At 69.7% G+C, this 20,051-nt stretch carries 27 protein-coding genes and 2 tRNA genes; 8 read left to right on the forward strand and 21 right to left on the reverse strand.

Features of this window, described 5'->3' with window-relative positions:
- Positions 1-4: 4 nt before the first annotated feature.
- From OG574_RS31250 to OG574_RS31280, 7 genes are all read right to left on the reverse strand, one after another.
- Positions 5-226: an FmdB family zinc ribbon protein gene (locus OG574_RS31250; RefSeq protein WP_326775924.1), complete on the reverse strand. Its 222-nt coding sequence runs from the start codon at positions 224-226 to the stop codon at positions 5-7.
- A gap of 33 nt (positions 227-259) precedes the next feature.
- Complete coding sequence (locus tag OG574_RS31255; protein ID WP_326775925.1) at positions 260-1,252, reverse strand: sugar kinase; 993 nt, start codon at positions 1,250-1,252, stop codon at positions 260-262.
- Entirely contained in the window at positions 1,249-1,869 is a 621-nt protein-coding gene (locus OG574_RS31260; RefSeq protein WP_326775926.1) for a bifunctional 4-hydroxy-2-oxoglutarate aldolase/2-dehydro-3-deoxy-phosphogluconate aldolase, read from the reverse strand. Before OG574_RS31260 ends, OG574_RS31255 begins: the two co-directional genes overlap by 4 nt.
- A 55-nt stretch (positions 1,870-1,924) precedes the next feature.
- Complete coding sequence (dgoD, locus tag OG574_RS31265) at positions 1,925-3,070, reverse strand: galactonate dehydratase (protein ID WP_326775927.1); 1,146 nt, start codon at positions 3,068-3,070, stop codon at positions 1,925-1,927.
- A gap of 45 nt (positions 3,071-3,115) precedes the next feature.
- On the reverse strand, positions 3,116-3,907 hold the full coding sequence (locus OG574_RS31270; protein ID WP_326775928.1) for a FadR/GntR family transcriptional regulator: 792 nt from the start codon (positions 3,905-3,907) through the stop codon (positions 3,116-3,118).
- Between the two features lie 25 nt (positions 3,908-3,932).
- Positions 3,933-4,589, reverse strand: coding sequence for a DUF4383 domain-containing protein (locus OG574_RS31275; RefSeq protein WP_326775929.1), 657 nt, complete (start codon positions 4,587-4,589; stop codon positions 3,933-3,935).
- Positions 4,590-4,687: 98 nt separating this feature from the next.
- Positions 4,688-6,028 (reverse strand): hypothetical protein, encoded by a 1,341-nt coding sequence (locus OG574_RS31280; RefSeq protein WP_326775930.1) that lies wholly within the window; start codon positions 6,026-6,028, stop codon positions 4,688-4,690.
- A 215-nt stretch (positions 6,029-6,243) separates the two neighbouring features.
- On the opposite strand from OG574_RS31280, the gene OG574_RS31285 reads away from it, so the two are divergent.
- A tRNA-Val gene (locus OG574_RS31285) sits at positions 6,244-6,318 on the forward strand.
- Between the two features lie 92 nt (positions 6,319-6,410).
- Here the strand turns inward: OG574_RS31285 and OG574_RS31290 are convergent.
- The 12 genes from OG574_RS31290 to OG574_RS31345 form a co-directional block, all read right to left on the reverse strand.
- Positions 6,411-7,544 carry a tyrosine-type recombinase/integrase gene (locus OG574_RS31290; protein WP_326775931.1) on the reverse strand — a complete coding sequence of 378 codons (1,134 nt, stop codon included), beginning with the start codon at positions 7,542-7,544 and terminating at the stop codon, positions 6,411-6,413.
- Positions 7,544-7,756, reverse strand: coding sequence for a helix-turn-helix domain-containing protein (locus tag OG574_RS31295; RefSeq protein ID WP_326775932.1), 213 nt, complete (start codon positions 7,754-7,756; stop codon positions 7,544-7,546). Before OG574_RS31295 ends, OG574_RS31290 begins: the two co-directional genes overlap by 1 nt.
- Positions 7,753-9,144 carry a replication initiator protein RepSA gene (gene repSA / locus OG574_RS31300; protein ID WP_326775933.1) on the reverse strand — a complete coding sequence of 464 codons (1,392 nt, stop codon included), beginning with the start codon at positions 9,142-9,144 and terminating at the stop codon, positions 7,753-7,755. The genes OG574_RS31295 and repSA overlap by 4 nt, the downstream gene beginning before the upstream one ends.
- Positions 9,141-9,329, reverse strand: coding sequence for a hypothetical protein (locus tag OG574_RS31305; RefSeq protein ID WP_326775934.1), 189 nt, complete (start codon positions 9,327-9,329; stop codon positions 9,141-9,143). The genes repSA and OG574_RS31305 overlap by 4 nt, the downstream gene beginning before the upstream one ends.
- A gap of 89 nt (positions 9,330-9,418) precedes the next feature.
- Positions 9,419-9,745, reverse strand: a complete 327-nt coding sequence (locus OG574_RS31310; RefSeq protein ID WP_326775935.1) for a SpdD-like protein — start codon at positions 9,743-9,745, stop codon at positions 9,419-9,421.
- A 24-nt stretch (positions 9,746-9,769) separates the two neighbouring features.
- Positions 9,770-9,925, reverse strand: a complete 156-nt coding sequence (locus OG574_RS31315; RefSeq protein ID WP_326775936.1) for a hypothetical protein — start codon at positions 9,923-9,925, stop codon at positions 9,770-9,772.
- 12 nt (positions 9,926-9,937) lie between these two features.
- On the reverse strand, positions 9,938-10,129 hold the full coding sequence (locus OG574_RS31320) for a mobile element transfer protein (RefSeq protein WP_326775937.1): 192 nt from the start codon (positions 10,127-10,129) through the stop codon (positions 9,938-9,940).
- 5 nt (positions 10,130-10,134) lie between these two features.
- Complete coding sequence (locus OG574_RS31325) at positions 10,135-10,317, reverse strand: hypothetical protein (RefSeq protein WP_326775938.1); 183 nt, start codon at positions 10,315-10,317, stop codon at positions 10,135-10,137.
- Positions 10,318-10,340: 23 nt separating this feature from the next.
- Positions 10,341-11,000: a DUF2637 domain-containing protein gene (locus OG574_RS31330; protein ID WP_326775939.1), complete on the reverse strand. Its 660-nt coding sequence runs from the start codon at positions 10,998-11,000 to the stop codon at positions 10,341-10,343.
- A gap of 87 nt (positions 11,001-11,087) precedes the next feature.
- A complete protein-coding gene (locus tag OG574_RS31335) occupies positions 11,088-12,443 on the reverse strand; it encodes an FtsK/SpoIIIE domain-containing protein (protein ID WP_326775940.1) in 1,356 nt (451 codons plus the stop codon).
- A 2-nt stretch (positions 12,444-12,445) separates the two neighbouring features.
- Positions 12,446-12,802, reverse strand: coding sequence for an SCO3933 family regulatory protein (locus OG574_RS31340; RefSeq protein WP_326775941.1), 357 nt, complete (start codon positions 12,800-12,802; stop codon positions 12,446-12,448).
- Positions 12,803-12,941: 139 nt separating this feature from the next.
- A complete protein-coding gene (locus OG574_RS31345; protein WP_326775942.1) occupies positions 12,942-13,721 on the reverse strand; it encodes a GntR family transcriptional regulator in 780 nt (259 codons plus the stop codon).
- 18 nt (positions 13,722-13,739) lie between these two features.
- On the opposite strand from OG574_RS31345, the gene OG574_RS31350 reads away from it, so the two are divergent.
- From OG574_RS31350 to OG574_RS31370, 5 genes are all read left to right on the forward strand, one after another.
- Positions 13,740-14,204 carry an NUDIX hydrolase gene (locus tag OG574_RS31350; protein WP_326775943.1) on the forward strand — a complete coding sequence of 155 codons (465 nt, stop codon included), beginning with the start codon at positions 13,740-13,742 and terminating at the stop codon, positions 14,202-14,204.
- On the forward strand, positions 14,201-14,410 hold the full coding sequence (locus OG574_RS31355) for an e9imm peptide (RefSeq protein WP_326775944.1): 210 nt from the start codon (positions 14,201-14,203) through the stop codon (positions 14,408-14,410). The genes OG574_RS31350 and OG574_RS31355 overlap by 4 nt, the downstream gene beginning before the upstream one ends.
- Positions 14,411-14,863: 453 nt before the next feature.
- Positions 14,864-15,970 carry an NAD(P)/FAD-dependent oxidoreductase gene (locus tag OG574_RS31360; RefSeq protein ID WP_326775945.1) on the forward strand — a complete coding sequence of 369 codons (1,107 nt, stop codon included), beginning with the start codon at positions 14,864-14,866 and terminating at the stop codon, positions 15,968-15,970.
- Between the two features lie 261 nt (positions 15,971-16,231).
- Entirely contained in the window at positions 16,232-16,444 is a 213-nt protein-coding gene (locus OG574_RS31365) for a hypothetical protein (RefSeq protein ID WP_326775946.1), read from the forward strand.
- A 443-nt stretch (positions 16,445-16,887) separates the two neighbouring features.
- Positions 16,888-16,958: transfer RNA gene (locus OG574_RS31370), tRNA-Val, on the forward strand.
- Positions 16,959-18,275: 1,317 nt separating this feature from the next.
- Here OG574_RS31370 and OG574_RS31375 read toward each other — a convergent pair.
- On the reverse strand, positions 18,276-18,899 hold the full coding sequence (locus OG574_RS31375; RefSeq protein WP_326775947.1) for a PASTA domain-containing protein: 624 nt from the start codon (positions 18,897-18,899) through the stop codon (positions 18,276-18,278).
- 218 nt (positions 18,900-19,117) lie between these two features.
- On the opposite strand from OG574_RS31375, the gene OG574_RS31380 reads away from it, so the two are divergent.
- Positions 19,118-19,282 (forward strand): hypothetical protein, encoded by a 165-nt coding sequence (locus OG574_RS31380; RefSeq protein WP_326713197.1) that lies wholly within the window; start codon positions 19,118-19,120, stop codon positions 19,280-19,282.
- A gap of 30 nt (positions 19,283-19,312) precedes the next feature.
- On the opposite strand, the gene OG574_RS31385 is transcribed toward OG574_RS31380, so the two are convergent.
- Entirely contained in the window at positions 19,313-19,651 is a 339-nt protein-coding gene (locus tag OG574_RS31385; RefSeq protein ID WP_100591957.1) for a hypothetical protein, read from the reverse strand.
- Positions 19,652-19,781: 130 nt separating this feature from the next.
- Here OG574_RS31385 and OG574_RS31390 point away from each other — a divergent pair, with 130 nt between their 5' ends.
- Complete coding sequence (locus tag OG574_RS31390; RefSeq protein WP_326775948.1) at positions 19,782-20,024, forward strand: DUF2277 domain-containing protein; 243 nt, start codon at positions 19,782-19,784, stop codon at positions 20,022-20,024.
- Positions 20,025-20,051: the final 27 nt, after the last annotated feature.

A 20,051-nucleotide genomic window follows, 5' to 3' on the forward strand; every position in this document is an offset into this window, starting at 1 on the left:
ACGTTCACCCGCAGCAACCCCCGCCGCAGCAGCCCCCGCCTCCGCCGCCGGCGGGGCGGGCCGGTGCGGCGGCCGATGTCGTGCCGCCCACGGCGACCGTCGACAGCAGCTTCACCGTGTCGTCGTGGCCGGCGGGGCAGTCCGCGGGGGCCGAGGACTCGGCCATGGGGCGGCTCAGTTCGAACGTGTCGCCGCAGGTCCGGCAGCGGTACTCGTAGCGTGGCATGGGCACAGGTTAGCTGGCCGTGCCCCGCGGGCGTCAGCGTACGACCGTGCCTCGGCCCGCCCCGAGCAGCCCGAGTTCCGCCCGTGTGGGTGCCCCCTCCCAGTCGCCCGGCTGCGCGACCGCGAAGGCGCCCGTCGTCACCGCCCGGTCGAGGCGCCCGGCGGTGTCCGCGCCGTCGAGGAGCGCGGAGAGATAGCCGGCGACGAAGGCGTCACCGGCCCCGACCGCGTCCACGGCGCGCACCGGCCGTGCCGGGACACGTAGCTCACCGTCGGCCGAGTGGGCGATCGCCCCGTCGGCGCCGAGCTTGACGACGACCTCGCGCACCCCCAGATCGAGGAGGACCTTGACCGGGTCGGGCCCGGGCGGCGCGCACAGCGGCAGCTCGTCGTCGGAGGCGATGAGGGCATCGACGTACGGGATCCAGTCGCGCAGTTCCGCGGCAGCCGCCTCCGAACTCCAAAGCCGGGAGCGGTAGTTGGCGTCCAGGCTGACCGGAACGCCGTGTTCGCGGGCGAGCCGCAGGGCGCGTCGGCACGCGTCGCGCGCGGAGGTGCTGAGCGCGGGCGTGATCCCCGTCAGATGCAGGACGCGGGGCGGCGGACCGGCCGCGAAGGCCCGCTCGACGCGGTCGGCGTCGAACCGTGAACCCGCCGAGCCCGCACGGTAGTACTGCACCCGCGTCACCTCGGGCAGCCGCGGCTCGAACAGGATCAGACCCGTAGGGGCGCCGGTGTCACGGGTGACGCAGGACGTGTCGACACCCTCGGCGCGCAGCGTGCGCAGGACCAGTTCGCCCGCCTCGTCGGCGCCGACCGCGCCCGCCCAGCGGGCGCTGTGGCCGAGCCGGGTGAGACCGATGGCGACGTTCGACTCGGCGCCCGCGACGGACAGGTCCATCGAGCCGCCCAGCTTGAACGGACCGTGGCCGCGCAGCGCGACCATGGTCTCGCCGAAGGTGAGTACGTCGATGGGGGAGGCGGGGGCCCCGGCTGAAGCGGAGCTCGCCGAACCCGACGCCGTCATCCGCAGACCGCCTTGAACTCGGCCGCCCGCTTGCGCAGTTGACCCAGGTCCCCGCCGTCCGCCGCGTCGCCGATGAGGGGTGAGCCGACCCCGACCGCGATGGCGCCGCCCTCCAGATAGGCGGTCGCCGCCGCCGCGTCGACCCCGCCCACCGGCACGAACGGCGTCCGGGGGAACGGCCCCCGCAGCGCCTTCAGATACGACGGACCGCCCATCGCCGACGCCGGGAAGATCTTCAGGGCCGTCGCCCTGGACGCCTCGGCCGCGATGACGTCGGTCGGCGTGAGCACCCCGGCGAGCACGGGCAGGCCCTGCCGCAGTGACTCGTCGACCCCGGCGCCCAGCCCGGGCGTCACAATGAGGTTCGCCCCGGCGGCGGCCGACTCGCGGGCGTCCTCGGCGGTCAGCACCGTGCCGGCACCGAGCCAGACGTCGTCGCCGAGCTCGGCCCGCGCCCTGCGGATCACGTCGAGGGCGTCACGGCCGCTGAGGGACACCTCCACCAGCGGGATTCCGGCCTCGGCCAGGGCCATGACCGTACGGAACGACGCGTCGGCGTCGCTTCCCCGGACGATCGCCACGAGGCGCTCGGCGCGCAGTGCGGTAGTGAAGTCCATGGTGCTCCTCCTCGGTTCCTTTCATGGGTGGGCGTTTCGCAGGGCGTTTCATGGGTCACCACTCGGCGAACGAGCCGTCCTCGTACCGCCACACGGGGTTGCGCCAGGCGTGGCCCTTGGCGTCGGCCGCGCGTACGGCCGCCTCGTCGACGTCCACGCCGAGGCCGGGCCGTTCCGTGCGCAGCAGCGAGCCCGCGACGAAGCGGAACGGCTCGCGGTCGGAGACGTAGTCGAGGAGCTCGGCGTCCTTGTTGTAGTGGATGCCGATCGACTGCTCCTGGATGAGGAAGTTCGGTGTGGTGAAGGCGACTTGGAGGCTCGCGGCGAGGGCCACGGGACCGAGCGGGCAGTGCGGCGCGATGTGAGCCCCGTACATCTCGGCGAGCGCGGCGATGCGGCGCAGCTCGGAGATGCCGCCCGCGTGCGAGATGTCTGGCTGCACCACGGCGACGCCGGCCTGGAGTGGGGCGAGGAACTCCCGCCGGGTGAAGAGCCGTTCGCCGAGCGCGATCGGGATGTTGGAGGCGTTCACCAGATCGGGGACGGCCTGCATGTGGTCGGAGAGGACGGGCTCCTCGACGAACAGGGGCGCGTACTCGGCGAGCAGGGGGAGCAGCCGGCGGGCGTTCGCGGGGGAGACGCGGCCGTGGAAGTCGAGCGCGAAATCCCGTTCGTCGCCCAGGACTTCACGGGCGGTCTCCGCGCGCAGCAGGCACGCGCGGACCTCCTCGCGGGTGGCGAGCGGCGTCATGCGCCCGCTGGCGTTCATCTTCACCGCCGTGAACCCGGCCTCGACCTGGGCGCTCACCGCGTCCCTGACCTCGCTCGGCTCGTCACCGCCCACCCAGGCGTACGCCCGGATCCGCTCGCGCACCGGTCCGCCGAGCAACTGGTGCACGGGCTGCCCGTACGTCTTGCCCTTGATGTCCCACAGGGCCTGGTCGAGCCCGGCGACAGCGGACGAAAGGACCGGCCCGCCGCGGTAGAAACCGCCCTTGGTCATGACCTGCCAGTGGTCTTCGATGCGCAGCGGGTCCTGGCCGACCAGGTACTCGGCGAGCACCTCGACGGCTGCCCGCACGGGCTCCGCACGCCCCTCGACGACGGGCTCACCCCAGCCGACGACCCCTTCGTCGGTCTCCACGCGGACGAACATCCAGCGGGGCGGAGCGAGGAAGGTCTCGATGCGGGCGATCTTCACGTAGGGGTTCCTCTCGGGGTGTTACGGGGGTGCGGCGGCGAGGTGTCAGGGATGGCCGCGCCGGGACAGTTCGATCACGTCGAGCATCGCCGCGAACGCGCCGTCCTGGTCCCGCGCGCGGACGCGGTCGGCGACCAGGGCGTGGGCGGGCAGCGGGTGTTCGTGCCGTCCGGCGTGCACGAGCCGGTCCCGTACGACCAGGGCCGGGATGATGACGCGCCGCATCTGCGCGAAGAAGGGGTTGCCGGAGGCGGTGAGGAGCGCCGTGTGGAAGGAGGCGTCGGCGCGCACGGCGAGAACGGGGTCGCTGTCGGTCATGACGGGATCGGCGGTCATGGGTGTCCGCTCGGCGGCGGCCATCGCGCTGAGTGCGGCGTCGAGGGCGGCGAGATCCGCGTCCGTGCGGTGCAGTGCGGCGAGCGCGGCCGCGGCGGGCTCGACGGCGCGGCGCAGTTCGAGGAGATCGGTGAAGAAGGCGCCGGGCGCGCCGGAGTCGATCGTCCAGCGCAGCACGTCGCTGTCGAGAAGGTTCCAGTCGTCGCGCGGGCGTATGAACGTTCCCCGCTTCTGCCGGGCGTCCAGGAGACCCTTGGTGGTCAGCACCTTGATCGCCTCGCGCAGCACGGTCTGGCTGACGTCCAGCTCGGCCATCAGGCCCGGCAGGTCGAGGAGGTCCCCCTCCGCGTACGTCCCGTCGAAGATCCGCCGGGCGAGCGCCTCCACGACGATCCGGTGGACGCCGCGCCCGGTGTACGAGACCCCTGGCGTGCCGTCCCGGCTCGCACTGTCCGTGCGCGGGCCCTCCGTACGAGGGCTGCCCCTGTCCTTGCGCGTCATGGGGGCAGCCTCGCACGTGGGCGGGTTATTTATCAATTATTCTCGGCGGCCCGGGACCATCGGTGATTTTGGTGGTCTCGCTGGCGCCGGTGCCCCCGGGGGCTTTGGCGACCTCGGGGGTGGGGTGCGGCTGCCGGGCGGCGCGGGCGCGGTCCTCGCGGGCGGCGGATTCCGGGTGGCGCGCGCGCCAGTACGGGTTGTCGTGCGGCAGCGTTCCGCTCACGCGCCCGTACATCCCGAAGGCCATCAACATCACGCCGACCACGAAGCTGAACAGCACGTTCTGGATCTCGAACGCGAGGAAGTTGTAGTCGGTCTGGAGCAGGGCGAGGTTCACGAAGCCGCTGAGGATGAACAGGATGCCGACGGTCAGGTTGATCGTCGAGGCGACGTTCCGTCCGATGACCATGCCGGCGAACAGCAGTGCGCCGACAAGGATCGACAGGACGCTGAGGGCACCGTTGGTGTTCAGGCCGGCGATCTTGTCGCCGCCGGTGTCGAAGAATCCGATCTGGTCGATGAGGCCCAGGATGCCGAAGGCGACCAGTACGAGCCCCATCAGGCCCGCGCCTATCCGGTAGACCTTGCTGAGGCTGTGGTCGACGGGCAGATGATCGTCGAGAATGACGCGCTGGTGCCGAAAGCGGGGGGCTGGGCGGTTCTCGGATATATGCGTGGCCATGATCGCCTCCCTTGCACGTACGTACCTCAAGGATCCGCCCGTAGCCCCGAGGGCGCCAACAGGGACGGGGCCCGGAGGCCAGGCAGGAGCGCGGCAGCTCAGGACGGGGCGCCGCGGTCCTCCCTGATCTGCGCGACGACGCGGGCGACCGTCTGCCGGACGGCCTCCGTCTCCGTGAGGAAGTGCCAGTAATCGGGATGGCGGCCCTCGAGAGCGGCGACGGCGCGGTCGAGGCGGGCCACGGAGTCGTCGAGGGGGCGGGCGTGCCGCGGCTCGGGCGTGCTGCGCCCCGACATGGCGAGGCGCTGCGCGTCCCGGATGGCGAACCGTGTCCGGTCGATCTCCTGCTGCGGGTCCTTCGCCACGGCGTTCAGCCGGTGCAGCCGGTCGGAGGCGGCGGACACGTCCTCGTCCGTCGTGTTCAGCAGCGCCCGCACCGTCGACAGGAGCGACGTCGCGTCCGGCCAGCGCTGCTCGTCCCGCGCCGTACGCGCCTCGGCCAGCTTCCGCTCCGCCTGCCGTACGTTCTCCGCGGCGCGCTCCGGCACATGCTGGAGGTCCTGCCAGCACTGGGCCGAGAACCGTCTGCGCAGCTCGCTCAGGACGGGCTCTACCTGCCCGGCCCGCGTGGTCAGGGCCTGCGCGCGCGTCCGCAGCGAGACGAGGCGGCGGTCGATCTCGGCGGCGCGCTCCGGCAGCCGCTGTGCCTCGGCCCGCACGGCTTCCGCATCCCGCGCGACCCGCTCGGCGCGCTCCAGGGTCTCCGGCACGCCGTGCCGGCCCGCGCCCTGATTGAGCCGGGTGAGCTCGGGGCCGAGGGCGGCGAGGCGGGCGGCGAGACCGTCGGCCTTGAGCCCGGCGCCGCGCACGGCGTCCAGTGAGTTGCTCGCCGCGAGGAGCGCCTGCCGCGCCCGCTCGACGGCGGGGGCCAGCCGCGCCAGCTGCGTCTCGGCCTTCCCGAGCAGCGGCCCGAGGCCCTGCGAGAACCGGTCGAGGTCCAGCTTCACCTTGGTCAGCTCGTCCTTGGCCCGGCTCAGCTCGGCGCGTGCCCGCGCGGCGACCGAGGCCTCCAGGTCGTCCCGGTCGAGGTCGTGCGCGTCCACCGCGGTGATGTACTGCAGGCTGGCCTCGTCGATGCGCCGGCCGAGGTCCTCGAAGTCGGAGACGGTGCGGCGCGCGGCGGGCGAGTCGTCGACTGCCGTGATCGTCTCGATGGAGATCCGCAGATCGCGCTGGGCGGTGTCGAGTTCGTAGAACGCGGCCGCGGCGGCGTCCTTGGCGGCCTGCGCCTCCGCCCGCTGGCCCTCCCCGCGCCCGAACCAGCGCCGGGTGCCGCCCCCGGCGAACGCGGCCGGCGCCACAGCGACGGCTACGGCGACGAGAGGCAGCGGAAGCAGCACGAGCCCGAGCAGATCGCGAAGCGCGGCGCGCGGTCGCATGGACGGCGCATACGGCCGCATCGGTGGTGTCGCCGTCACTACCCTCTCCCGTGCTGCCCTCGCCCGTGCACTCATCCGCCCTGCCCGCTGTCATTCTCCCACCGGTTAATGACGAACACACGGGCCGGATAGTTCGCTCTGGGCCCTGGGACTTTGCCGGACGATACGGGTTTGCGGGGTACCGCCACGGGCAAGGTAGGCTGTCGAATCATCCCGGGCGCGTAGCTCAGTGGTAGAGCGCTGCCCTTACAAGGCAGATGTCGGCGGTTCGAAACCGTCCGCGCCCACCAGTCTCGGGACATGAGTAAGGCCCAGGTCAACCGGTGCGAATCCGGGGACCTGGGCCTTAGTCGTTCGCGGCCACTCTTCGGCGCCGTGCCACTCACGTGCCAGATGGGCCGTGCGGTGGCCGCTTCACCTTCCTGATCTGACCGTCCACGTAGTCGGCGATCACATGGTCACGACCGTTGACGAGGTGCTGATAGATCAGCGCTGCCCGCACGGACGAGTGCCCCATGCGGTGCATCAACTCGCGCGTGGAGGCGCCGCCGGTCGCGGCGAGGGTGTTGCCGGTGTGCCGCAGGTCGTGAAAGTGGACATCGCCCAGGCCGGTCGCGGCGAGCGCGCGGAGCCAGATCCGTCGGAAGTTGTTCCGGCGCATGACGCCACCGCGGGCCCCGACGAAGACGAGCCCAGTTCGGCCGGCATCGGCGTACTCGGCCAGGTGGTGCGCCAACTCCTCTGCGAGGGAGGCCGGAAAGGCGACGGTACGGACACCGGCCGCGCTCTTTGGAGCCTTGACGATGAGGCCTTCGGCGCGCGTCTCGGCGTAGGCGCGGCGGACGGAGACGGTATGGGCCTCCAGGTCGATGTCATGGCGCTGGAGGGCCGCCAGCTCGCCGAAGCGGAGCGCACAGAACGCCGCGAGGAGGATCAGCGCGCGGCAGTGGGGCGGAACAGCGTCGGCCAGGCGGTACACCTCCGGAACGGAGAGGAACGGCCGCTCGGTGTGCGTGACTGATCCGGCGCCTTTGATCCGGCACGGGTTGCGCTCGATCAGTCCGTCGTCGACGGCCGTGTGCAGGATCGCGCGGAGGACTTGGTACGCCTTGGCGACGCTGGCCGCACCGACCCCCGCTTCGATCAGGTCTGTACGCCAGCGCCGTACCTGCGGGGTGGTGATCTCCCGCAGCGGGAGATCGCTGAACGTCGGCAAGATGAATCGGTTGAGTACGACAGCGTTGCGCTCCCGCGTGGTGGCCGCATAGTCGCGGTCCTTGAACCAGTCCTCTGCGAAGTCGCCGAACGCGATCTTGACGTCAGGGTTCGTCCAGTCGCCGTCAAGGATCTTTGCCTCTTGCTTGACGAGCCAGCGGTCCGCGTCGGTCTGCGTGGCGAAAGTGTTGTCAGCCGTGCGCATCAGACCGTCAGGGCCCCGGTAGCGGGCCTGGAAGCGCCCCGAGGGCAGCTTGCGCACGGATCCGAAGCGGCGACGGCGCCCCTTGTCGTTGGGCATCAGGCCACCGCCTTGAGGCGTGAGGTACGGCAGCTGATCGGCTCCACGGTGTGCTCCGTGATGTACGCGTCCACGGCACTCTCCGGGATGCGGACATGACGGCCGACCTTCACGAAGGTGATGCGTCGCTCGGCTACCAGGCGGCGGGGGAAACGCGCCGAGGTCCCGAGCAGTTCGGCCACCTGGTCAACACTGAGGTAACGGTCCTTCATGCTGCGGCTCCTTCGATGGCGAGCTGGTCGCGTAGGGCTTCGCGGGCGGTTTCGCGGTTGAGCTGGAGTCCGCGAGCGATGGTGGCGGCGAGGGCGGATTCGCCGGGGGTATGGCCGTGGCCGGCGTACTGCCAGTCGGCCAGGACGAGGACGGTGTCCGGCTCGAAGTCGGGCGTATCGAGGGCTTCGCGTTCCTGTGCGGCGCGGAAGTCGGCGCGGGCCTGGCGGAGTTCGCCGAGGGTGGTCGAGTAGCGGCGGGACTTGGAGCTGAAGTGGCCGCGGAAGCCGAGCATGTGGGCCCATCCCCACAGGCGCCGGTCCGGGTACAGGCCGTCGAGGTCGCGGCATGCGGTGATCAGGCGGCGGGCGTGGTCGGGGACGCCGTGGCGGTCGAGTTCGGCGAGTTCGCCGATCCGGCGGTCGAGGGTGCCGGTGTTCTCCGCGGCCTTGGTCGCGTACTTGGCGACGTAAGAGGCGACCGCCTGCTCTGTGATGTCGGAGCCGTCTCCGAACGCTTTCACAGGTCGTACGTCGAGCTGCTTGCCCCAGCAGAAGGTTCGGGCGGGCTGGTCTGAAACGGCCGGCAGAGAGACCGAGGTGTACGAGTGCGCAGCCGCGGCGCGGATCGCGTCGGCGAGGAGGTCGACGCTGGCCCACGACGAGGGCGCAGTCTCAGGCCCATCGGGTCCGTCGAGCCGGATCACGGCGTGAAAGTGGATCGCGCCGCGTTTTTGGAACTCGGCGACCTTGCCGTATGAGAGGCGGGCCGTGTCCTTGAGTTCGCGCTGTGAGAGTCCGGCGCGGGCGGCGATCTCTCGGCGTAGCCGGTTGATGAAGCGCATCCATAGGTCGCCCGCGTGGTTGTTGAACAGGACCGCGGCGGCGTAGTCGTACGTTGCGGGGTCGAGTGCGGTGCCGAGTTCCGGCGCGTCTTCGGGATGCTGGACGCCGCAGCGGCAGCGGCCGGAGCTGGGCCGGTTGTGGACGGGTCCGAACGAGGGTGCGGTGAGGGTGGCGAAGACGCGCGGGTGTTCGCGGACCGTGGCGGGGATGTCGCGGCGGTCGTCGCCCGCGAGCCCGGCGCGGATGAGGTGGTAGGTGTCGCCCGCGTAGGTCCAGGCGCAGGAGGGGCATCGGGAGGCGCGGCGGTTGCCGCAGGCGATGCGCAGCCGTCCGCCGGGCTCACTCTCGGTGGAGTAGTGGTGCAGGGTCTGGCCGGTGGTCTTGTCCTTGGTGAGGGACCAGCCGGTGAGGTGGATCGGGTCGGCGCAGCCTCCGGTGCGGTGGATCTGGTCTTGCCAGCGGTCGAAGCCGTCCGACCCGGCCACCCTGAGGAGGTCCCCCAGGGTGATCGGGTCCAGGCCCGCGAAGGTCGCGGTGTCGGTCATGCGCGGCCCCCGGCCAGCGTCGCGATGCGGGCTGTGCGGGTGCCGGTGCCGTGACAGGCCGTGCAGTGGGCGGTGATGGTGCGCAGGTGTCCGTCGTGGTCGCGGCCGCCGAGGGTGATGGCGGCGGAGGCGAAGCCGTCGCAGGCCGGGCAGATTCGGGGCGTGGGGAGGGCGCGGTCGGTCATGATGGGTGTTCCTTCCGGTTGAGAGATCGGGTAGGGGAACGGCTCCCGGAGCGGACGAAACTTGGCGGTAGAGGCCGCTCCGGGGCCGTTCAGCGGCGCCTGTGCTCTGAGGTGATCAGTGAGCGGATGACGAGCGCGCAGATGGCGAGCGAGGCGCCGGTGATGGCGACGGCGAGGAGCATCGAGACCAGGACGGCGCCGACGACCAGGACCACGGCCGTACCGCCGCCGACGAGGGCGAGCACGGTGCCGGGCGTGAGCTGGACCGTGGGCCGGGTCGAGACCGGGGCCGGAGCGACGGGCATGGGCGCGGGGGCCGCCGGGACCTGTTGGACGACTGTGGTCGGCTCGACGACGGCGGGGTGGGTGACGAGGCCGGTCGGCTGGGGCATGGTCGGGATCTTCGGGCGGAGCATGGTGGATCTCCCTTCGGTGGGCGGTTACTTGACGGCGGTGTCGATGAGGGGGCCGAAGACGCTGTCGGCGAGGAGGTAGCCGCTGAGGAGGAGCACGGCCACGAGCCACCAGGGCGGGCGGATGAGCTTGATGCCGAGGTAGCCGACGACGATGAGGGCGAGCCAGAGCGGGACGTCCATGGCTGTGGCCTCCTAGTGGACGTTGCAGCGGTGGGTGCGGGCGGGGAGCTGGGCGGCGGCCTGGCTGGAGTAGTCGGAGGACCAGCCGCAGCGGTCGGCGCTGCACACGGCGGCGTGCTTGGTGTGGCCGTGGCGGTCGCGGTGGGTGCCGATCTGGACGGGGCCGATCTGCATCACGGAGTGGAAGAAGTCGCGGGCAGGCATGTCGATCAGTCCTTCCGGGTGGGGTCGGGGAACTGTGCGCGGATGCTGTGTGCGGTGGCCGGGTCGGTGGTGCGCTGTGCGGCTACCTCGGCGAGGAGGTGGGCCAGGTAGGGGCGTCCGGCGGCGTGCATCTCCTGTGCGCCGTCGAGGTAGTCAGTGCTCGTCAGGCCGGCCGGGTTGTTGGTCATCCGGGGCTTCCTTCCGGTTCTGTTCAGGTGAGTTGGGCGGCGATGGCGTCGGCCATCGGGGCGGGGACGCCGAGGCGGGCGCGCAGGGTGTCGGTGTCGATCGGGGTGCCGGTGCGGGTGCGGTGTTCGTCGGCGACCTTGCGGGCGTGGTCGACCAGCGGGGCCGGAACCGGCACGGGTGCCGGGGCAGCGGCGGGCAGAGCCGGAGCCGGATCGGGCACGACGGCGGGAAGGGGTTCTGGCTCCGGAGTCGGGGCGACGCGTTCGGGCGCTACGGCCGGGGCGGATTCGGCCGGCACGACCGGTCCCGGGTCCTCGACCGCGTGAGCGGTGTGGGCGAGGAGGGTGCCGCCGAGGAAGGCGAGTGCGGGCCATCCGGCGACGCCGAAGCGCAGCCAGGCCGGAGGGTGGGCCAGGTCGAGGAATCCGGCGGTGGCGACGTTGGCGCCGAGGGAGGCGACCAGGGCGATCAGGAACCAGCACCAGGCGAGCTGGGACGGGCCGTCGCTGCGGAGTCGGCGCCAGGCGGCGACGAGCAGCAGGTCGACGCTGATCGGGTAGGCCCACGCCTTCCATCCGTCCTGTCCGGCAGCGGCGGCAAGATCGTGCAGGTGGGCGAAGGACAGGGCCCCAGCGATCACGGCCTGTACGAGGACTGCATCCGGGCGGATCGAGCGGTTCATGTCTTCACCTCCTTCGGGGAGTTCGGGCATGGCTCGGGTAGGGACCTGGCGCGAAGGCGGTCGCGCCGACCGGGGCAAGGGGGTGAGCTAGGCCGCGGAGGGGACCGTCTCGGCAGCCGGGGCGGGAACTGTGGCCAGGTGCGGCAGCGTGGGCCGGAAGGCGGCGAGTTCGGGCAGATCCGGGGTGCGGTCCGCGTGCTTGTTGCAGAGGTTCACGGCCTGGCGCAGCGAGGTGTGCGGGGCGCGGATACGGGCCCAGCCGCCGGACGAGTCGCCCGTGACGGCGATGCCGGGGGCATCGGTGGGGATCTGGATCGCGGCGAGGACGGCGTCCGGGGCGATGTCGCCGAAAGCCATGTTCGCCGAGGACTCGTCGTTGACGCGGTGTGCGGTCCGTCCGGTGAGCTGGGCGCGGAGCATCGTGATGCCCTTGCCGAGTTCGGAGCCGAAGCGCTGGCCGCAGATCTCCAGATAGATGCCGGCAGCCCGGCCGAGCTGGGCCAGGCGGGCCAGGGACGTGATGATCTGGTCCCGGCGCTTCTCCTCGGCCTTGGTGGCGAAGAGTGCGAGTTCGGCGACCTCGTCGACCAGGACCACGATAGGCACGGGGCGCAGGTCGTCGGGCAGGTGCCAGATGTCGGAGGCGATCTCTTCGTCCGGGGTGTCCGCGGTGATGCGCTGGTGAGCGCGGATGAGCTGGTAGACGTCCTCCATGTGCGTCACGAGCGCGTCGAGCAGGTCGGCGGCGGTGTCGGGGTTGTCGGCCAGCGCGGAGAAGCGGCGGGCCAGCGGGAAGAGTTCAACGCCCTGCTTGCAGTCGATGCCGACCAGGGCCACATCACGCGAGGCGAGCCCGGCGACGAGGTTGCGCTGATAGACGGACTTGCCGGACTCGGTGGCGCCGAGAGTGAGCGCGTGCGGGACGGCACGGTAGTCGCGGTAGTGCACGGCACCGTCCTCGCGCAGGGCGACCGGGATGCGCATCGGCGCCGGGTCGGTCTTGGCGGGCATCTGCACCCGCTTAAGCACGTCGTAACCGGTCATCCGCAACTCGACCACGCCAGAGCGCAATTCACGGGACGTGACCCCGTACATGGCGAACGAGTGGCGAAGCCGGTCGGTGGCCGCGGCGACGTCGAAGGCGTCCTGCCCGGGGCGGAGCTTGAGCCGTAAGACCAGGCCAGTCCGGGTCGGGCGGATGCGCAGGATGCGCGGGGCGCGGGAGTTGGGGACTGGGCGGTTCGCCATCCGGGCCAGCGTCAGGCGCCAATGGGAGGGCGGGACCGTGAGGCCGCAGGCGTCCATGACCGAGGTGTAGCGGACGGCGACTCGCAGAGCGGCGAGGGTGACCCCGAAGGACATCCAGTACCAGGCGGGGCGCCGCCACCGCAGGAGCACTGCGGCAGCGACGACCACCAGGAGAGCGACCGTGTAGCCGGTCATGATCAGGCCGCCTTCGGCTTCGAAGCACCCGCGACGAGCGAAGTCACGGCCACCGCGCGGAACGAGATGCCATGCCGCTTGCCGTTGCCGAAGTCGTTCTCCCACGGCCGGGCGATCAGCCCAGTGAGGCCGACCGGGGTGCCCATCTGAAGCTCACCGGTGATACCCGGCTCCGGAACGGTCACCGACAGGATCTCGACCTCGTCGTTGACCGCGAACATCACGTCCACGACGAACAAGGTCGCGCCGGTCTCGACGTCCTGAGCGAGTTCGCCGGTCCGGCGGTCCTTGACCTTGGGCTGCGGGGACTTGGCCACCATCACGGTGGCGGTGGAGGTGTCGACGGGGATCTGACGCACAGCGGATCACTCCTCTATAGAGGCTGGACTCCGTCACTCATGTACATGAGTGACATGAAGAAGAGTGCATCACTCCTATACATGAGTCAACCCGCCGCGACGAACAAGTCACGGCGGGCTGCAGAGAGTTGAGTGTGCGTCAGTCGGCGGCAGGAATCCGGTAGCTGAAAACGAACTGGTCAGCGGCCATGAGGGTGTCGCAGACCTCGACCACGCGGCCCTCGGTCGTCAGGGCCTCCCGGATCAGATGAATCACCGGAGCACCGGGGCTGAGCGCCAGCTCCGATGACTCCGCCTTGGAAGCCGGGCGCGCTTGTAGCGTCTCGACGAACTCGGCGAACTCGTGCCCGTGGTCTTCGAGTCGGGCGTAGATGCCACCGCCGCCGGGGTTCTCGGCGAACAGCTCGGGGATGTCCTTCACGACGTCCCACGGGAGGTACGACGTAGCCGTCTCGACGGGCGTTCCGTTACGGAAGTAGAGGCGACGCCGGGCGAGCACCTGAGTGCCGGCCGCCACGCCCAACCGCTCGGCAGCATCCGCGGGAGCCTCCATGGGCCCGATGTACAGAACGCTCACCTTGGCGGCGGCGCCGGACTGCGCGGACTCGGCCAGATACGCGGCCTTGCCGCCCTGCCGATGCGAACGCCGGAAGCGGTCCGATGAGCGGAGCCGTACCGGTGGCCGATCCTTCACGATCGAACCCTTGCCGTGCCGGGTCTCGACGAGCCCACTGGCCCGCACCTCGACCATGGCCTTACGAATCGTCCCGCCGGAGACGCCATAGCGCTCGACGAGCTCCGACTCGCTCGGCACCATGTCGCCAGGCTTGAGGACTCCAGCCCTGATCTGCTGAACGACGTCTTCAGCGATCTGCACGTACCGAGGTACGGCCCTCCCCTCTCCTACCGCAGTTCCCATAGTCCTTCTCTTCCTCCTATGCTCCTGTACATGAGTAACAGCGCCCAGGAAGGCCAGTCAACGCCACTGCACTCCGTGTCGGTGGCCGGAGCGGTAGTCCGCGAGGACGGCCGACTCCTGACGATCCGCCGTGCGGACAACGGCACTTGGGAACTTCCTGGTGGCGTGCTCGAACTCGACGAGACCCCCGAGACCGGCGTACGGCGCGAAGTCTGGGAAGAGACGGGTATCGACGTCGAAGTGGACGAGCTCACCGGGGTCTACAAGAACACGACCCGAGGCATCGTCGCCCTGGTCTTCCGTTGCAAGCCGTCTGGCGGCACCGAGCGCACCTCGGAGGAATCGACCGCGGTCGCATGGCTCACCCCGGAAGAGGTGTCCGAGCGAATGTCAGAGGTCTTCGCGATCCGCCTGCTGGACGCCCTGGACGACGCAGGCCCTCACGTCCGCAGCCACGACGGCCGGCAGTTGCTCACGGCGTGACGCGCGACGAAGCGGTAGTGCTCGTTCAAGGGCTCATGGACGGGAGCATCACCGATGAGTCCGAAGTTGCTGCAGCCCTGGAGACCCTGAAGGCGGGACTGAGCTGTCCCCACATCAGCAACTACATCTACTGGGACTTCGACCCCGAGCCGAGCGCCGAGAAGGTCGTAGACCGAGCTATCGCATATGAGCCCTTTGTGCTCTGAGCCGGGCAGCGCGGTGGAACTTTCTCTACTTCATCAAGGCCCGCGCACGGCGCGGGCGCGCGCCGCCTCTGCGGCGCGGCCTGCCTCCTGTCTGCGCCCCGGCTGGCCGCGCCCGGCGGCGCGCTGCGTGCATGCGGGCGGAAGCGAGAACGTCATCCGCGGGCCAAAGACATGCCTCCGGCGGGGGCGCTCAGACTCTGGGATGGCGGGGGCGCCGTGCGCGAGTGCCGGCCGGTTCGTGGTGAGCGTGGTGGGCTCCCATCCCGTCTGCCATCGACCCAGGCAGAGCCGAGCAGACGCGGCCCATGGCGTCCAGGTCGTTCGTACAGTGGCGCGCTCCACCTGGACGCCATGAACCACGCCCGCTCCACGGTGTGTGGGTCGACGGCAGACGGGATGGGAGCTGGGGTGAGTGGCGGGTTGCTGCGATCTGGGAAGGGGAAGGAGGCGTTCGTGAAGCCTGAACGTGTTGCTGTCGTCGGAGTAGGCGTCCTCGGAGCCAGCGTGGGATGGAACCTGTCCCGACGCGGTATCAAAGTGGTCTTCATCGACGCAGGCCAGCCAGGTGAAGGAGTTACCAACTGGTCCTTCTCATGGGCCAATGCCAGCAACAAGACGGCGCGCAAGTCCTACTTCGACCTGAACGTCGCGGGCATGGAAGCGCACCGCGAGCTCGCCAGGACCATCGGGCCAGACTCCTGGTGGTATTCCGACGGCCACCTACGGTGGGCAGCCGACGCCGCAGCAGAGAGAAAGCTCCTGAAAACAGCAGAACTCCTGACTAGCTGGAACTACCAGGTCGAAGTGTGCACAGGAGCCGAGGTACGTCGCCGCCTCGAACCTGCTCTCACACTGCCCGACGGCATTCCTGTCGTGTTCTACCCCGACGAAGCCTGGGTGCACGGACGTCATCTCGTCAGCCGCCTGGTGAGCAAGGCCGTCACATCTGGAGCCGAGCACCGATTCGGCACCACAGTCCGTGACATCGGCACCGGTGCCGACGGGAGCATCCGGTCAGTTGCTCTGTCCGACGGGAGCTGTCTCGATGTCGACGTCGTCGTGAACGCGGCGGGCCCCGACGCTGCCGACGTGGCCGGGCTCGTCTCGCGGCGATTGCCGATGCGCCGGGAGCCCGGCATCGTCACGCGGATCGGCTGCGCTCAGGTCCCGGTTCGCCGGGCCATGCACGCTCCTCACATCGAGATCCGTCCTGACGGGAACTCTTCGGTGGTCCTCCACAGCCGCGAGATCGACGCACTCATCGACACCGGCGAAGATCCCTCGGAACTCGCAAGGTTGCTCCACGAATCGGCGCGGCAGGTCGTTCCCGATCTGGGCAGCGGTCGCATCGCACAGACACGTGTGGCCAACCGACCGATCCCAGCCGACGGATTCCCCTCAGTGGGAGCAGTGTCGTCTGTGCCGGGCTACTACGAAGCCGTCTCCCACAGCGGCATCACACTCGGGCCGGTAGTCGGCCGCCTGCTTGCTTCGGAGATCCTCAGCGGGGAGAGAGACAAGATGCTTGCGGACTTCCACCCCGAGCGGTTCACCCCGTGACATGGCCGACGAGAACGCTACGCGCCTGAACTAGCCGTGCGGCGGCCGACATCAGCGGCTGACACCAACAAGAGCGAGCAGCAGCGACCGAGGCTGGACCTCAAGGGGTGATCGGCCGAGGCTCAGGCCTGGTTGGTCGACGTCGACAGTCCGCAGTCACCGACCTGATAAGGATGACGCCACAGCACAAAAGCCTATCGTCGGCCTACCGAGACCACAGCGGCTACGATCTCGCCCACACCAAGGGGAGGGAAGATCGTCATGGCTATGGGACTCGCGGGACTGCCCGGCAGAGAGTGGATGATCCGGGACTCGAAGGGCCGGAAGTACAGCTACGACTCGGAAGAGGAAGCGCTCGAGGAGCTCCCCGAGCACGGGGAAGGGGCCACGGTATGGACCCGCGAGGTCTACCGTCTGCTGTTCGTCACCAGGTCGGTCGACGGCTGGCAGCAGGTTCCCACCCGGCGCGGCTAGGGCGTGTTGTAACCGCTGGTGATTGTTCTGGTTCATCGGCCGGCGAAGCGGGCTGTACAGCAGCGCAGTACCGCAACCCCATCGACCGCCCCTGTCCGCTGCCACCCCTCCAGCGCCTCGAAGTGTCCGGAATGACCGTCGCTGACCGAAATGGCTAGAGCTACGGATCAGAAGGTGGCCGCCGGGACAGGACGGTACTCGGTGAGTGTCTAACTGCGTGACAACGCCGACGGACGGCGCCGAACAGGCGCGGACAACGGCGAACCAACGCGGCAGCTCAGCGCGGCACTTGGCCAAGCTCAGCCCCTCCCCCGAGTTGCTTCGGGACGAAGCGGTCGTGTGCCACAGCCGTGCCACATCGTGCGGTCAACCACGGTCAATGACGGCTCGGTGCAGTCGAGACGCGCCGTTCACCTGGGCTGCCGCTACAGCCGGAGTGACCTGGGCGCCTCCGCTTCGGATCATGGCTGCCCTTACAAGGCAGATGTCGGCGGTTCGAAACCGTCCGCGCCCACCTGGGAGAAGACCCCCGGCCGTTCTCGGCCGGGGGTCTTCGGCATCCGGGGCTGACATCAACGCCCGTGGTCACCCACGGTCGCGCCTCCTCCTGGGCAGCCGGTCCATGTGGCTCACCGCCTCGCGCCGCGTGTCCTGGACGACGTGCGCGTCCACCGCCCCTCCACTCGGTCGTTTGCCGGCCGTCGAATGGGCTCACGGCGCGGCCGAAGGGAGACAAGGTCCTGCACCTCTTCGGCGGAGGGCAGATCACTCCCGAGTTCCTGGGCCGAATCGCCTTGCAGGCGGACGAGTTGAGGAGCTTCGAGTTCCTCGCACCTGGCGGGATCGAGCAGCACACGATCTCGGGCCGGGCCGCCGCATTCTCGCTGCGATCAAGACCCGTTCGGAAGCCACGTTGGTTCCCTGCTTCATCAAGGCTCCACGCTCCGCCCGTCGCGCGCTCCCCGGCTCACCGCCGGGGCCCTGCGCTCCTGTCTCCGCCCCGCGCCGGTCCCCCTGCTGCGCCGGTCGCGCAACTGGAGCGAGAGAGCCTTGCTGAGGGGAAACGGAAGGCACAGGACATGCCTCCGGCGGGGGCGCTCAGACTCCGGGATGGATGGGGCGCTGTTCGCGAGGGCCGGCCGAATCGTGGTGAGCGTTGTGGGTGAGTGGCGGGTTGGAAGGCGGCGATCGCTCGCCCCGTAACAGCTTTCACCCAAAGCCCGTGCGCCACGCGTCGCCCTCGTTGTTGTGGCCGGCATTGGCCTCCGGACGGGATTGAGTAATTCCGTTTCCTGGAACTCAGGTGAACCTCAAATAGCCCGTGATCCGTTGACGGATTGTGAAGGCCTGATGCATTGTCTGAGACGATCGGTACGCGGAGGCCTGGGGGCGGACGCGGCGGACGCGCTGACCGGGAGAAAGAGAGTTCTTTTTGAGGGTGCCGTCGAGGAGTCGGCGGCTGCGCAGGCGCGAGTTGCGCTTGCCGGGGGTTGCGTGGTGATCGCCGAGGAGGCGTCGTGTTCGGGCAAATGGGTATCGAGTCGTTTATCCCTGTCGTGCTTGTATTCCTCGCTGCGTGTGCGATCGGAGGCGCGGTCAGGATGAAAAGTCGCGCCCGCGCGACGGACGATGACTGAAGCCGTCCGGGCGGAATTCGAAGCCAGTCGCGGAACAATAGGTGGCTTGCTTTCGACTGTCCAGCCCCGCCTTGGATATCGTCCGAGGCGGGGCTGGGCCAGTGTTACGCGGAAATCAGTCCGCTGCTGGGCTGCCTGAAGCCCTGGCTGAGACTGAATGCTCCAGTTGGGCCCGCGACCGGCCGCGGCCCTTGTCAGCAGGGCTCGTTGAACTTCACTGCGTTGAACTTCACCGGCCGGCCGTCGAGTTTGGTACCTGCGGGCGGGTACTGGGTGCAGATCTGCCAGTTGGACTCCATGAACACGATGCGGTTCTGGCCGGTCGCGTCGTTCACCGTGATGCTGTAGGCCCTGTCCAGGGCCTCGCGCGCCGCCTTTACCGACTTGCCCTTGAAGTTGGGCATCGTTGATCCGGCGGGCTGCGGCTTGCCCGCGTCCTTCGACGGGCACGCCTCCTCCAGCTTGACCGCGGCGAAGTCGACCTCCGTGTCCGTGGGGTGCTTGCCCGCCGCGGGGGTCTGCGCGCACACCTTCCAGTTGCGGTCGAACGCCTGCATGCGGCCCCGGCCGAGGGCGTCATGGGAGGTGAGCCCGTAGAAACCCGCCGCCTGCGCCTCGTCCTGGGCGTACTGGAGGCCCTTGCCGGTCATGTTCGGCAGGCTCGCCGTCTCGGCGGCGGCCTTGCTTGCGGTGGGGGTGGGAGTTCCGGTTGCGGTTCGGGGTGCTGCCGGTTTGTTGCTGACCGTTTCGGCTCCGCAGCCCGTGAGTGCGAGAAGTGCGGTGCCGGCGAGTGCGGCGACGGTCGTGCGCGTGCGCATGCCGTAGTCCCCCCTGGGATAGTACGTGTGCAGAAGGGGCATTATGTGCCACGTGAAGGAGTTGTGAAGGGGTCTTCCGTTATGTGGGCTCGGAGGAGGGTGGAATGTCTGCGTGGGGTGGGCGTTTTGTCGTCTCGCGGTGCGCGTGACGTCGTAACTTCCGTCACTCCGAGGGGGTTTCACGCAGTCTTCACGTGCGTGGACGTAGGCTTCACGTCATGGCCACGACTTCCGAATCCGCGACCGTGCGGCCTGCCGCCGAGGTGAACGAGCAGATACGTGCCCTTTGGCTGCGCGCCGGGGGGCGGTTGAGCGCGGAGGAACGAGTGGAGTACGAAGCTCTCGTGGTCGAGTGGGCCGCCGCCATGCGTGAGGCGGCTTGAGGGTCGCTGGGGGGTGATCCTGGGGTTCGGTCACTCCGGGGCGTCGGCCTCGTGGGTCCGCTTGAGGTACATGCGGGCATCCACCTTGTCCGGGCCCGAGACGTCCTTCCAGTAGCGGTGGCACGTCACGAAGACCGCCAGCTCGCGCTCCCGCTGCCGTAGCTTTTCGACCTCGGCCTGTTCGTCCGGGGTCCAGCCAGGGGATGCGGGGCGCTCGCGCTTGCGCCAGCCGTGGTCGTCGTTGAACCCGTCGAGGGGGTCCACCGACCAGGGAAGCCGCTTCAGGAGGGTCAGGAGCTCCGCCCTGACCTGGTGCAGCTCCTCCTGGCCTGCCAGGAGGTCACTCGGGAAGTCATAGGTCGCTGCCACGCGGCAATGCTACGCCTGTTCGATTTCTTGAGGCGAGCGATGGCCGGCGTGTTCATTCGTACGTGTGTTTCGAACGCAGGTTCTTTGCGAAGGTGTGCGCGAGGGCGGCGGAGCGCGCGAGACTGGAGGCATGTGCCGCAGCATCAAGACCCTTCGCCCGCCCGTCCTCCCCGAAGAGGCCACCGAGGAGGAGATCCGGGCCGCAGCCCTGCAGTACGTGCGCAAGGTGTCCGGCTTCAGGGCGCCCGCCGCGCACAACAAGGAGGTGTTCGACCGGGCCGTCGACGTCGTCGCCCAGGCGACCGCCGAGCTGCTCGACGGGCTCGAAATCCGCGGCCAGGGAGGCCAGTTGGCCCAGGAGCCGGCCGCCTAGGCGAGGGGCCGAGTCAGGTCCCGGGGC

Origin of the sequence: Streptomyces sp. NBC_01445 (assembly GCF_035918235.1) — a bacterium.
In the GTDB taxonomy this organism is placed as follows: domain Bacteria; phylum Actinomycetota; class Actinomycetes; order Streptomycetales; family Streptomycetaceae; genus Streptomyces.